Source organism: Pseudohongiella sp. O18 (genome assembly GCF_021729085.1).
Lineage (GTDB): Bacteria > Pseudomonadota > Gammaproteobacteria > Pseudomonadales > Pseudohongiellaceae > Pseudohongiella.
In genome coordinates, this window is record NZ_JAJSAR010000002.1 from 465,946 (window position 1) to 478,399 (window position 12,454).

The following is a 12,454-nucleotide window of genomic DNA, read 5'->3' on the forward strand; positions in this document are numbered from 1 at the left end:
TTCAATAACTCCGCAACCCCGGCAGCGGCGCCCGTCGCGTCGCAAACGCTGGCTGTTCAGTCAAACTGACACTGTGCTGCGCCACACCGGCTGCCGGCACCTCCACAGTAAACTCTGTCAGTTCCTGCCCGACACCTAAACCCTTGTGCCACATTCTTGCCGTGTAAGTTCCTGCCGGCAGATCCACAATTTTGCCTACACCTTCCATATCGCTGATGGCCATCAGATGCGACTCGCCGATATAGATATAACCGACCATCCAGTCGTGGATATTGCATCCAATCGTGACAACGCCCGGTGTTTCAAATACCACAGGGGCGGCCGGGTCGCCGGTGTAAAGTGGCAGTTCAAATCTTTTTGTCGGCGAGAAAGAGTAAACGTGGTGATGCACATCATCACTGTTTGGAAAACTGACCGAGGTACCAGCAACAATAGCAATCACCGGCTCGACAAACTCTTTGTTGATCTGATCAATGACAGCCGACTGCGGCCAGTCAGCCGGCTGTGGCAGGCCAGTGTTGATCAGCTCGACAACGGCACCCTCGACAGGATTACCCGCTTCATCGCGAATTAATACCTCAAGGTCGCCTCCATATGCTGCGTGGCTCAGGCTGAGCATGACAGCAATCGACACACCAGTTTTGGTACAGGCCATGATCAGAACCTCTTCAGGTAATCGAGATGAACGCGCGTTTCCCGATAACGCACACCCGCATCAGCGCGTGCCAGACGACGTTCAGCGCCCAGTGACAGCGAACTGTCCATTGATAAAGGCATGCTCCATTGCAGGCCGGCGGCGTAGCGGCGCGCCTCGACGCGATACGCCAGGTATCCTCGGTCAATACCGTTATCACGGGCAATTGCCTCACCGATCCGGAGCAGGGCACTGCCAGGTCGCGCACTGGCACCCGTGTCACCATCTGTCGCGCTGAGGTGCGCACTCAGGGCATGGCTGTTATAGAGCAGGTAGTCTGCCTGAATGGTCAGTTGCTGTTGCTCCTGATTAAAAACATCAACGTCAAAAGCAGGATTCGCAAGTAATTCGCGCCGCGATGGAGCTGATTGTGCCGTCCACGACCAGCTGCCACTGAGCTGAATGTTATCAGCAATCCAGCGGCTCAATGCTGCACTGTGCGAGTGCACCGGGCCGCTTCGAACCGAGCCATCAAACTCCTGATATAACCATTGTGAGCGCAGATTCAGGCGGGGTGCTTCGGGGCCAAGACCGAATTTGTGGCTATAGCCCACAGCTACGCCAGCCGCCAGCCTGTTCATGCCGCTGGTCTGCTGCCACAGGTCACCCTGGGTGAGCAGGCCAACGCTGAACCAGTTTCCTGGCGAGGTCACAAATCGCCAGTCCCGGTTGTAGTCCACCTGCAGCAATCTATCCGAAAATGTATTGAAGTCATCAGCCGCATTGGGGACGTTGCTGTGATGTGCCAGCCGCACACTCAGAATGGCATCCGATTCTGCCGCTCGGAGGGAGCTTGCCGGCTGCAGCAACAGCACACAAAGTAGTACCACTGCACTTTTGATCAGGCTGCGATGTGGGTCCTTGCTGTCCCGATTAACCTTGATCTCCACCAGAGATTCTCCATGTCTGAATCTCAGGTATTTTGCGCCTGAACTTGTGCGCTGTCTACGCTGTATGACGCCTCAGAACTACGTAGTCACATCCCTGCGCATGTAAAGAGCATGGCTGGCGTCATAACTTACAGAATACATAACTGATAAATCCAGAATATACCCTGGGCTGAGATCATGGTTGAGACAATTCATAAACACACGGCAGTAATCATAGTGAGATCCAATACTCAGTCACTCAGTGGAGAGCCCATCTGACCACTAAGCCTCCACCGCGCCAACAAGGAGGTACTATGAAAATTTTTATTGCGTGTTTTCTGGCCCTGTTTACAACCGCCTGTGTGTCATTCAAGCCTGTAGAGCTTGGAAGCGTTCAGAGCATTACTGATACCAGCGCTTGTGGCACTCCAGTCACAGACATTTGCAAGGCCAGACTCTATGCGTCTGGCGCCTCTCAGCAATATAAAACCGCAGTGCTTGAAAACTACGATAAAAATAATGAGTACGATTCCTGGATTCTCAATCTGGTCACCCTGGGTATTGGCGCTGAAGTGGCCGAACTTCACTCAGACGTATTAAAGACATCTGCGATGGGTCTTGGTTATCAGTCTGCCAGGAAAACGTATCGAAGTATCCCGTTTCAGTTGCAGATATACACCAGTGCCATCAGTGCCACCCAGTGTGTTTACGACAACTCACAGCGACTGGAGGAAGGCTTTTCGCATTTTCAGACGATACAGAGCATTGCTTCACAGTTGAATCAGTCAAAAAATATTCTGGATACTAATCAATCGGCGATAAATCAAATTATTAGCGATCATTATGAAGAGCTTGGCTCATACAGTCAGGTCGCGGCCAGGTTAGACCGAGCTCTGGACCTGGCGGAACGATCCCTGGAGGCGCTTGAAACCGCCGACAATGAAGTTGTAAAGAGCATACAAAGAATCGAAATCACAATCCTGCAGCGCTTTAACGGCCAGCTTCCTGATATCGACACGATTACCACACAGCTTCGGACGCAGATTGCTGAGAATATTGAACTGGAAGAGGGCGGCAAGGTAAGTGAGACGCCGGCTGGCAACGTACCTCTGTTGGGTCTCGCTGATTCTCTGGACGCACGTCTTCAACAACAACTGGAAACGGCTCTCGCAGCAATGAACGCCTTGGCCAGCCTGAGAGTGGAGCGATACCTGTCAGATCTGAATCTGGTAAAAGCCTGTTCGGTGAGCGTTTAAAAATGTAGCCAGCACGTGCGTCGCCATGCCGGTATGCTAGTCTAGAGGTCTGACCGAACCACGGACCCTGCCGCGCATGACGACAGACAACGAATTCAGCACCGACCGCCGCCAGAAGCAGGCCCGGAACCTTGTGCTGATTGCATTGATCGTCGGGCTTTTGGGGACGGTGCTGGGCATTGTTTTCGGGATCTCGGCAGGCACATTGGTCGGGCCCGATTTCTGGCTGATCAGCTTGTTGGGCATCGTCACCGGGGTCCTGACGCTGCTGCTCATCCTTAAACCCACGCTAGCGACCAGCGTGATCGCCGGTTCGCTGACCATCTACTTCGCCATTCATCTGAATGCTGGCGCAATCGTCCTTTACCGTGCCACCGGGGAGATTGTGCGCCTGATCCCCTATGTCATCTGGCTCTTTCCACTCGTTATTTTTCACCATTTCACGAATTTTGGTTTTTATAAACGCGCCATCACTATCCTGGTGGGCTTGAGCCCGCTACCGGTAGCCGGGGTTGTGCTGATGGACCTGCCACAGCCTCTGTCCATTGCAACGGCAGACGCCGTCGTAACCTTTCTGTTCAGCTTCTACATCTTTGTTATCTGCTTCGGACTTTACGCGCGTCATCGTGACGCGGAAGTCCAGCGGGTGGCGATGGCTGAAGAAGCGCAGCGCAGCGCAGAGGCGCTCCGGGTTAGCGAAGAGCGCTTCAGACTGCTCAGTCGGGCGACGGACGACCTGATTTGGGACGCCGATCTGACATCCGGAAAAGTCTGGTGGAGCGAGTCCCTGCTCGAAACACTGGGTTACTCAACAAAGGATGCCAGGTCCGGCCTGTATGCCTGGCGGCGCTGGATACACCCCGATGACCGTCACCGGGTGGTCAGTAAACTCATTAAAGCCATCAAAAAGGGGACCAACTGGACCAGTGAATTTCGATTGCTGTGCTCGGACGGGGAGGTCCTGGACGTTGTATCAAAAGGCGTTGTGCTGCGGGACTCAGTGGGCAAACCTGTTCGACTGATTGGCAGTACCACCGATGTCACTGAACTGCGTGTTCTGGAAAACAAGTTACGCCAGTCACAGAAAATGGAAGCGGTGGGGCAGTTGACAGGCGGCATCGCGCACGATTTCAACAATCTGCTGACCATTATCATGGGCAGTTCGGAATCCTTGGCGGACATGTTTCCCGACAACCCCAACGCGCTTGAGTTGGCCAGTCACGCCATGCTCGCTGCACAGCGCGGTGCGGACCTGACCGGGCGGCTGCTCTCATTCGCACGCCTCCAGGCCCTGGCGCCTGAACATATAAATCCGGGACAGTTACTGAGCGATATCAACGGTCTGATAAATCGAACCATATCTGCGGACATCGAGATCGTTGTCAGTGTGGCTGAAAATGTGCAGCCCATTGAAGTTGATCGCAGCCAACTTGAAAACGCCATCCTGAATCTGGTGATCAATGCACGCGACGCCATGCCCCATGGGGGGCAACTGACCATTGAAGCGTCGAACATCACGCTTGCTGCCGATGATCTCCCCTATTATGACGGCATGCAGGTAGGCGACTATGTAGTGATTGCTGTTTCCGACAATGGTATTGGCATGTCGCCGGAAACCATGGAACGGGCATTTGAGCCATTTTTTACCAGCAAAGAGGCTGGAGAAGGCTCCGGGCTTGGGCTGTCCATGGTCTGGGGGTTTGTCCGGCAGTCAAAAGGCCAGGCATTGATTTACTCGGAGGTCGGCGAGGGCACTTCCGTAAAACTCTACTTCCCGGCGGCTAAAACCGCGCAGGCCCGGGCCACTACTCCGACCACGAATGACAGACTGACCGGCGGCACTGAGCGTATCCTCGTTGTTGAGGACGACAAACTGCTGCGCGAGCAGGTTGCTGTTCAGCTTGCCGATCTTGGTTACCAGGTCAGACAGGCTGCATCCGCCGATGAAGCGCTGATGCTCATGAATGATGGGCAGACAGTCGATCTGCTGTTCACCGATGTTGTGATGCCGGGTGGCATGAATGGGAAGCAGCTCGCCGATGCCGCAAAATCGCTACAGCCTGGAATCAGGGTGCTGTTTACCTCCGGTTACGCCGAAGATGCGATCGTTCATCAGGGCCGTCTGGACCCGGGTGTGGATTTGCTCGGCAAGCCTTATCGACGGGCTGAGCCGATGAGCAAGATTCGCGAGGTACTGGACAGGGAGTCGGATTAAGCACCCGGTCAGGTACTAATCCGGGCGCCGCCAGGCAACGGCACCCGGATCATTACAACATCAGGCCAATCGCAGCGGCAGGCGCGTAAACGTCCTTCCAGTCACAGCTGCCAGCGCATTCGCCACCGCCGGTGCAATCGGCGGCGTGCCTGGCTCACCCACACCTGAAGGTGCATTGGTGGATGGGACGATATGCGTCTCTACCACCGGCATCGCATTCATGCGCAACACACGATAGTTGTGGAAGTTGGTCTGATCCACATGACCATCTGTCAGTGTCACCTCATCCGCCAGCGCTGCCGACAGACCGTAAGCAATGGCACTTTCCACCTGTGCTTTTACGATGCTTGGATTCACCGCGATACCGCAGTCAATTGCTGCGACCACCCGTTCAACCTTGAAATTGTTGCCATCAACAGAGACATCGACGATCTCTGCCACGGTTGAACCAAATGAGGTATGCACGGCCACGCCACGACCCCAGCCTTCCGGCAATTCAGTCGTGCCCCAGCCCGCTTTTTCTGCCGCCAGTTTCAGCACTGCGGTTTCGCGTGGATTGTTTTTTAACAGTTCCAGGCGATAGGCTACCGGGTCTGCACCCGCTTTTCGTGCCAGCGCATCAATAAACACTTCCTTACTGAACGCCGTATGCGTGTGACCCACCGAACGCCACCACTGTACTGGCACACCCACCTGGGGTGAATGCAGTTCTACTTGGCGCTCTGGCACCTCATAAGCAAACTCGGTCAGACCTTCCACTGAGGTATTGTCAATGCCGTCTCTGACCATCATCGCTGCCATTGAGGTGCCAGCCATGATGGACTGTCCGGCAATACGGATCTTCATCGCGTTGGGTTTGCCCGCAGCATCCAGCGCGGCAGACAGCTTGTGCACATAGGCCGGGCGATAATATCCCGCCTGCATATCATCCTCTCGCGACCACACCAGCTTTACGGGCGTATTTGGTACCTGGCGCGCAATTTGTACCGACTCCAGCACATAGTCTGAGGCCGGGTTGGCGCGGCGACCAAAACCGCCACCAGCAAATACCGTATGGATGGTGACCTTGTCACCGCTGGTACCGAGCAGCTGAGCAATTGCTGCCTTGTCACTGGTGGGTGACTGACAGCCATACCACATTACCGCTGAATCGCCGTTGACCTGCGCAACGCAGTTCATCGGCTCCATCTGTGCGTGCGCCAGATACGGATACTCAAACATCAGCTCTGTCACATCTGAAGAGGCCGACAGCACTGAATCCGGATTGCCATGCGCTTCGGCAATAGCGCCGGGTGTTTCCACCAGTTCACGATACTGCGCGAGGATGTCACCGGAGCTGCGGGTTTCCGCGTCACTGGCATCCCACTCAATCTGCAGCAGCTCGCGTGCCTTTATTGCGGTCCAGTAATCACTGGCCACCACCGCAACGCCACTGTCGATCTCAAACACCTGCTGCACGCCGCGGCGGGCAAGGGCAGCGCTGGCGTCGAAGGAGCGTACTGTGCTGCCAAAGCGGGGCGGGTGTGCCACGACTGCCGTCAGCATGCCCGGCAGTTTGACGTCCTGCGTGTAGATGGCGGTGCCATTGTGTTTGCCGACATCCTTGCGCAGCGTATTGTCCTGGCCGATCAGCTTGAATTCGCCAGGCGTTTTTAAGGTCAGTGAGGCTCTGTCCGGTGTAGGCTGCTGTGCCGCTGCAACCGCCAGCTCGCCAAAGGTGGCTGAATGATTACCGTGTGACACGACACCGTTACTGACCGTGATCTCACTGGCATCGACTTGCCACTGTGCCGCAGCTGCTGCAACCAGCATGGCTTTAGCGGCCGCGCCAGCCTGGCGCATCTGCATGAAGCTGTTGGCGATGGCGGTGCTGCCGCCGGTACCCTGCTGACCCATCAAAAGGTTGGCATATTTGGTGACATCCGCCGGTGCGTGTTCACAGACCACCTGGCTCCAGTCCGCATCAAGTTCTTCGGCCACGCAGGTGGCGAGACCGGTATACACACCCTGGCCCATCTCCAGATGTTTGATCAGCACCTTGACGGTGTTGTCCGGGCTGATGCTGACAAAGGCATTCATCTCCAGGGCGGCATCTGACGCCTGCTGGGCGAGAGCGGACGGTGCAGAAAAACTGACTCCCAGCATCAATCCGGCAGACGCTCCGGCACTGACTTTCAGGAAGCTGCGACGGCTGCTATCGGGCACTGCGGTGTCGGTTTTCAGAAAACGTCTGATATTCATTATGCAGTCTCCGCAGCGTTGGTGAATTGGGCCGAGGCCATCTTGATACCGGCCTTGATACGCGGGTAAGTACCGCAGCGGCATATATTGCCGGACATGGCGGCATCAATGTCGGCGTCGGTCGGGTTGGGGTTTTGCTCCAGCAGTGCCGTAGCAGACATCACCTGTCCGGACTGACAGTAACCGCACTGTGGAACCTGCAATTCCACCCAGGCCTGCTGCACGGCTTTTGCCTGCGGTGACTGCAGGCCCTCGATGGTGGTGATGTTCTTGCCGACCGAATCAGCCACGGTCATCACACAGGTGCGCGTGGCGACTCCGTCGACATGGACGGTGCAGGCGCCACATTGCGCCATGCCACAGCCGAATTTGGTGCCGGTGAGGTTGAGATGATCGCGCACCACCCATAGCAAAGGCATGTCTCCTTCGACGTCAACCTCGTGGGATTGACCATTGATTGTTAACAGGTAGGCCATACGTCCTCCGCAGACTTTTCAGGAACTGTTCAGAAATTTATAGGGATCGTTCGACATTAAAAGCCAAACTTGACAAATAGTCAAATTCTGTAAAGATGTCATTCCATGACAGCACCTGCAATGGACCAACGGGAAATCGATATCGTGGACGCCGCCATGCGAGTGGTGCTTCGCTATGGCATGGCACGCACCACGATGAGCGACGTTGCCCAGGAGGCCGGCATATCCCGGCAGACTCTGTATGCCATCTTTTCGAGCAAGGACGAGCTGCTGCGTGCCATCATCCGGCACCTGGCCAACCGCACCGTGGCGGAAATCGAGGCGGAATTTGCCCGTACCAGCGACCTGGGCGAGCGGCTGGACGCGGTGATCTGGCAGATAGCCGGGCGAAGCTTTGAGCTGCTGCGTGCGTCACCGGATGCAGACGATATTGTCAGCGGCTTTAACGCTGCCTGCAAAGAAGAGCTTGAGCGCAATACCGCCCGTTATCGCACGTTGATCGAAGCGATGCTGCAGCCATATTCAGAGCGCATCAGCGGCACTGGCATGAGCGTGCCCGCGCTGGCTGACTTCATCCAGAAGTCCACCTTGACGCTTAAGCATGAGGCCACAGACATGGCTCATCTCAAAACGCTTGCCAGTTCACTGAAAGCCCTGGTGCTGCAGGTGGCACGACCTGCAAATTAAGACCGCTCGCCAGTCGATATGACTGATATACAATGACCGGACGAGCGCGGGCAGCCTGTTGGCGACAGCCACTCAGTTGCCAGTCCCCGTTTACAAGAAAAACAGCTATCTGGGAGACGTGTCGTGATCAGCATGTATTCAAGACTTCGCCTGCGAACATTGCCATCCATCTTTGCCCTTCTATTTGCCGCCTCTAGCAGCATGGCTGCGGAGATACCCACGGTCACCCGCCTGAATGACGGCCCCATCATCACGCAGCACATGGATTCCCGAATGGGCTACAACGTTCAGGGCCCGTCGCTGATCAAGGTGCCTGACTGGGTCGAAAATCCGCTGGGTGAGTACTATATGTATTTTGCCGATCATCGCGGCACCTATATTCGTCTGGCGTACGCCGATGACCTGCTGGGTCCGTGGACAACGCACGAACCGGGTTCCCTGCAACTGGCAGAATCTTTTTTCCCGGAGACGCTGGAAGAGGGTGCCGCCGCAAACGCTTATGCACACATCGCGTCGCCCGACGTACATGTACGCGATGATCTGCAGCAGATTGTGATGTACGTGCATGGCCGCGACGCCCGCGCCTTTGATTCAGCCACCTCGCAAGGGCTGTCCGCCCAGGTCACCCGACTGGCAACGTCCACAGATGGCATCAACTTTACCGGCCATCCTGAAATTCTGGGGCGACCCTATTTTCGCGTGATCCAGCACGGCGACTATTACTACGGTCTGGCCATGCCGGGTTATCTGTATCGATCACAAGATGGCATTAGCAATTTCGAAGAAGGTCCGCGCCTGTTTAATGATGACATGCGTCATTCGGCGTTATTGTTGAGGGGCGATACCCTGTATGTGTTCTGGACACAGGTCGGCCACGCCCCCGAGCGCATTCTGATGTCGACCATCGAGCTAGATGGCGACTGGATGAGCTGGCAGGAGTCGGAAGCCATTGAGCTTATGCGCCCCGAGACCGACTGGGAAGGTGGCAATCTGCCAATTGAACCCTCAACGCGCGGGCATGCCGAAGGCGATGTCAACCAGCTGCGCGATCCGGCCATTTATGAGGCAGACGGTGAAATCTATCTGCTGTATTCGGTTGCCGGTGAAAGTGGGATTGCCATCGCCAGGTTGGAGTTCTGAGGCTTGCCTGCCTCGCCACGATCCAGAATAATCAAAGTGGCGACTCCAGCACCGGCCAGCTACGTTAATAGGGATGACTGATACATGATGAGCACTAGCGTCCAAACAGTATACGCATTCTTTATTATGTTGCATCTGGTCAGTTCCGCCAGCGCAGCAGAACAACCCTACCAGCATGCCGATGAGCAGATTGGCACCGTTCGTCAGGTCTACGATGGCAAACTGTATCCTGATATTCAGGTCAACACCTTCCGCAATATTGACCGTCTGTTTCCCACACGCACCGTGGCACGTGGCGATTCGGTCAGCGCGATACCTGTGAGCGATCAGCCACTGCAGGATTTCTCTTATGTGGTAGATGGTCAGACTTATGACCTGTACGACGTGCTGGCGATGAATCGCGTCAGCGGCATGCTGATCATCAAGGATGGGGAAATCCTGTTCGAAAAATACCTGCTGGGCAACGATGAACACACACGCTGGATGTCCATGTCGGTGGTCAAGTCGATTACCGCGACCCTGATAGGCGCCGCCATCCACGACGGCTTTATCAGCGATATTGACGATCCGATTGTGGATTACCTGCCGCGTTTTGAAGGCACTGCCTATGATGGCGTCACGGTCAGAAACCTGCTGCAGATGAGCTCAGGCGTGGACTGGAACGAGACCTACACTGATCCGACGTCTGATCGGCGCCGCATGCTGGAGGCGCAGATCAGTCAGCAGCCGGGGGCAGTTCTGGATTTGATGGCCTCCCTGCCGCGGGCAGGGGAGCCTGGCACAATCTGGAACTACAGTACCGGTGAAACCCAGTTGGCGGGTGCGCTGGTGCAGGCCGCTACCGGGATGCCGGTAGCCGACTACCTGTCACAGAAAATCTGGGCCAAAGCAGGGATGGAGGCGGACGCCAACTGGTGGCTGCAATCGGAAGACGGTCTGGAAGTCGGTGGCAGTGGTCTGTCGGCCACGCTGCGTGATTATGCCCGCTTTGGGCTGTTTCTGCTCAACGACGGTGTCATCAACGGTGAGCGGGTGTTGCCTGAAGGCTGGGTAGAGGCTGCCAGTACCCGCAAAGTGGTAGGCGGTGAGACGGTGCCTTATGGGTATATGCTGTGGCCATTGCATGGCAGAAGTTATGCTGCCGAGGGCATTTTTGGTCAGTACGTGTTTGTGGATCCGGACAAAGACCTGGTCGTGGCCATCTGGAGCGCGCAACCCAAGCCGCTTAATCGTGCCGGCCTGAATGAATACGTGTTTCTGCGTGCCCTGTCTGATTATTTTGAGTAACAGGTTTGCCCAATTTGGCTGCTCCCCTGCATAAAGCTCAATGGCTGGCTGATAAATCCTCGTAGTGCGGCCATGACGCTCTGTCGCAACAGGCACAAAGCACAGGAAATGCATGTTAATCTGATATTTTCCTGGCAGTGCCGCTCTTAGCTTGGCATTTCGGAATGTTCGAGTAGTAAGTCAGTGGCCGCATCTTCAATCATCCAGCGCTGAGCCTGGCAAAAGGCATCAATGCGGATCAGCTGCGCAGGTGGCAGCAACACCGCCAATACCTCCGGTCGGCTGAGCCGCCAATGCTTTTCCAGTTTGAACCACTGCTTAATAGCCAAAGGGCGTCTGGATCGCTTTTTAACCGTGCAGCGACAAATACATCGGCGCGTTTAAACTGATCAGTAGCAGGGATGATCATATTATGATCAATGATGAGATTTTCGTATCCACCGCGGACGGAGGTCTGGGGCATGCAGTACTCTGTGATTTCACCTGACTCGGTAACTTCTGTGGCCTGCGCCAATCCAGAAATAGTGCTTGCAAAGGATATAGCGACCAGACAGGCTCGCTTAATGTTCACATTCATGATGTTTCTCTCCTTGATGACCTTTCCTTGTGATTGAGTCACGCTTAGAATCTCACAAAGTCCGCTGCGAATCGTGTGACCTTTATCACATGAATCCAGATGCTATCCGTGTTCCTCACCAACAATACTTTAACTCTTAAATAACAGGTGCATTGTGAAAGGAAGCTGTCTGTGCGGCACAAGCCGATACGAAATAAACGCCCTGGCGGGTCCCATCGTGCATTGTCACTGCCTGACCTGCCAGAAGGCTCACTCCGCAGTATTCGCCACAACGGCACGCGTGAGCCGCAGTGATTTTCGCTGGCTGGCGGGCGAAAGTGAATTAGGGTCGTTCGAGTCTTCCCCAGGTAAACGTAGATGGTTTTGCAAAAACTGCGGCAGCCAATTGATGGCCGAGTGGGCTGATCGCCCAGAGGTGATAGTAAGAGTCGCAACACTGGATGAGGACCCAGGTGCGGTCCCTAAGGCGCATATCTGGACTTCACACGATCGCAGCTGGTTGGCGATCGATGGGGATATTCCTGTGTATCATGAGAAACCCTGAGCTGCGGCATCGACACGCGTCAGATTACGAAATGTTCACGCAATGAATATCACCCTGCGCCCAGCCAACACTGGCGACTTGCCCACATCTGCCATGGAGCGGGCCATACTACAAACGCAAAACCCCTGACCACAAAGGCCAAGCCATGCAAAGAGTCTATTCCCACGAGAACATGATGATTCTTTCATCTGCCAAGAACCTGCTCGAACTCAATGGCATCGATTGTTTCGTAAAAAACGAATACCACGCCTCTGGTGGTCATGTTGGTTTGAATGCCGTTCCTGTTGAACTCTGGGTTTATGACGATCAGTCAGCAGACAATGCAATCTCTATCATTGAGAAAGAGCTCAATCAGATTGGCGATCTCCCCGACTGGCAATGCAGGCACTGCTCGGAGTGGAATGCCAGCACATTTGAGACCTGCTGGAAGTGCCAGGCCACGCCGCAGTAATTCTTCAATCGCCCGCC

Annotated in this window: 12 protein-coding genes; 7 read left to right on the forward strand and 5 right to left on the reverse strand. The window is 55.2% G+C overall.

All coding sequences use genetic code 11. The features are described 5' to 3' along the window. Position 1: 1 nt before the first annotated feature. Both LVD14_RS09430 and LVD14_RS09435 read right to left on the reverse strand, forming a co-directional pair. Positions 2-655 (reverse strand): methylamine utilization protein, encoded by a 654-nt coding sequence (locus LVD14_RS09430; RefSeq protein WP_237133836.1) that lies wholly within the window; start codon positions 653-655, stop codon positions 2-4. Between the two features lie 2 nt (positions 656-657). Continuing rightward, positions 658-1,584 carry a hypothetical protein gene (locus LVD14_RS09435; protein ID WP_237133837.1) on the reverse strand — a complete coding sequence of 309 codons (927 nt, stop codon included), beginning with the start codon at positions 1,582-1,584 and terminating at the stop codon, positions 658-660. Positions 1,585-1,877: 293 nt separating this feature from the next. Here LVD14_RS09435 and LVD14_RS09440 point away from each other — a divergent pair, with 293 nt between their 5' ends. Together LVD14_RS09440 and LVD14_RS09445 are read left to right on the forward strand one after the other, a co-directional pair. Beyond that, the gene (locus tag LVD14_RS09440; protein ID WP_237133838.1) at positions 1,878-2,819 is read left to right on the forward strand and encodes a hypothetical protein; all 942 of its coding nucleotides are present in this window, start codon (positions 1,878-1,880) and stop codon (positions 2,817-2,819) included. 76 nt (positions 2,820-2,895) lie between these two features. Continuing rightward, a complete protein-coding gene (locus LVD14_RS09445) occupies positions 2,896-5,034 on the forward strand; it encodes a PAS domain-containing hybrid sensor histidine kinase/response regulator (RefSeq protein WP_237133839.1) in 2,139 nt (712 codons plus the stop codon). A 60-nt stretch (positions 5,035-5,094) separates the two neighbouring features. Here the strand turns inward: LVD14_RS09445 and LVD14_RS09450 are convergent, their stop codons facing one another. Both LVD14_RS09450 and LVD14_RS09455 read right to left on the reverse strand, forming a co-directional pair. After that, the gene (locus LVD14_RS09450) at positions 5,095-7,275 is read right to left on the reverse strand and encodes a xanthine dehydrogenase family protein molybdopterin-binding subunit (protein WP_237133840.1); all 2,181 of its coding nucleotides are present in this window, start codon (positions 7,273-7,275) and stop codon (positions 5,095-5,097) included. Beyond that, positions 7,275-7,751: a (2Fe-2S)-binding protein gene (locus tag LVD14_RS09455; protein ID WP_237133841.1), complete on the reverse strand. Its 477-nt coding sequence runs from the start codon at positions 7,749-7,751 to the stop codon at positions 7,275-7,277. The genes LVD14_RS09450 and LVD14_RS09455 overlap by 1 nt, the downstream gene beginning before the upstream one ends. Before the next feature lie 105 nt (positions 7,752-7,856). Here LVD14_RS09455 and LVD14_RS09460 point away from each other — a divergent pair, with 105 nt between their 5' ends. The 3 genes from LVD14_RS09460 to LVD14_RS09470 all read left to right on the forward strand — a co-directional run bounded on the left by LVD14_RS09460 (position 7,857) and on the right by LVD14_RS09470 (position 10,865). Next, on the forward strand, positions 7,857-8,438 hold the full coding sequence (locus LVD14_RS09460; protein WP_237133842.1) for a TetR/AcrR family transcriptional regulator: 582 nt from the start codon (positions 7,857-7,859) through the stop codon (positions 8,436-8,438). A gap of 132 nt (positions 8,439-8,570) precedes the next feature. Beyond that, complete coding sequence (locus LVD14_RS09465; RefSeq protein WP_237133843.1) at positions 8,571-9,578, forward strand: hypothetical protein; 1,008 nt, start codon at positions 8,571-8,573, stop codon at positions 9,576-9,578. 84 nt (positions 9,579-9,662) lie between these two features. Continuing rightward, positions 9,663-10,865, forward strand: a complete 1,203-nt coding sequence (locus tag LVD14_RS09470; RefSeq protein WP_237133844.1) for a serine hydrolase domain-containing protein — start codon at positions 9,663-9,665, stop codon at positions 10,863-10,865. A 238-nt stretch (positions 10,866-11,103) separates the two neighbouring features. Here LVD14_RS09470 and LVD14_RS09475 read toward each other — a convergent pair whose 3' ends face one another. Next, positions 11,104-11,442: a hypothetical protein gene (locus tag LVD14_RS09475; protein WP_237133845.1), complete on the reverse strand. Its 339-nt coding sequence runs from the start codon at positions 11,440-11,442 to the stop codon at positions 11,104-11,106. A 217-nt stretch (positions 11,443-11,659) separates the two neighbouring features. Between LVD14_RS09475 and LVD14_RS09480 the strand changes: the two genes are divergently transcribed. Further along, positions 11,660-11,986, forward strand: a complete 327-nt coding sequence (locus LVD14_RS09480) for a GFA family protein (protein ID WP_317622728.1) — start codon at positions 11,660-11,662, stop codon at positions 11,984-11,986. A gap of 145 nt (positions 11,987-12,131) precedes the next feature. Then, positions 12,132-12,437, forward strand: a complete 306-nt coding sequence (locus tag LVD14_RS09485; RefSeq protein WP_237133847.1) for a DUF2007 domain-containing protein — start codon at positions 12,132-12,134, stop codon at positions 12,435-12,437. The last annotated feature ends 17 nt before the right edge of the window (positions 12,438-12,454 follow it).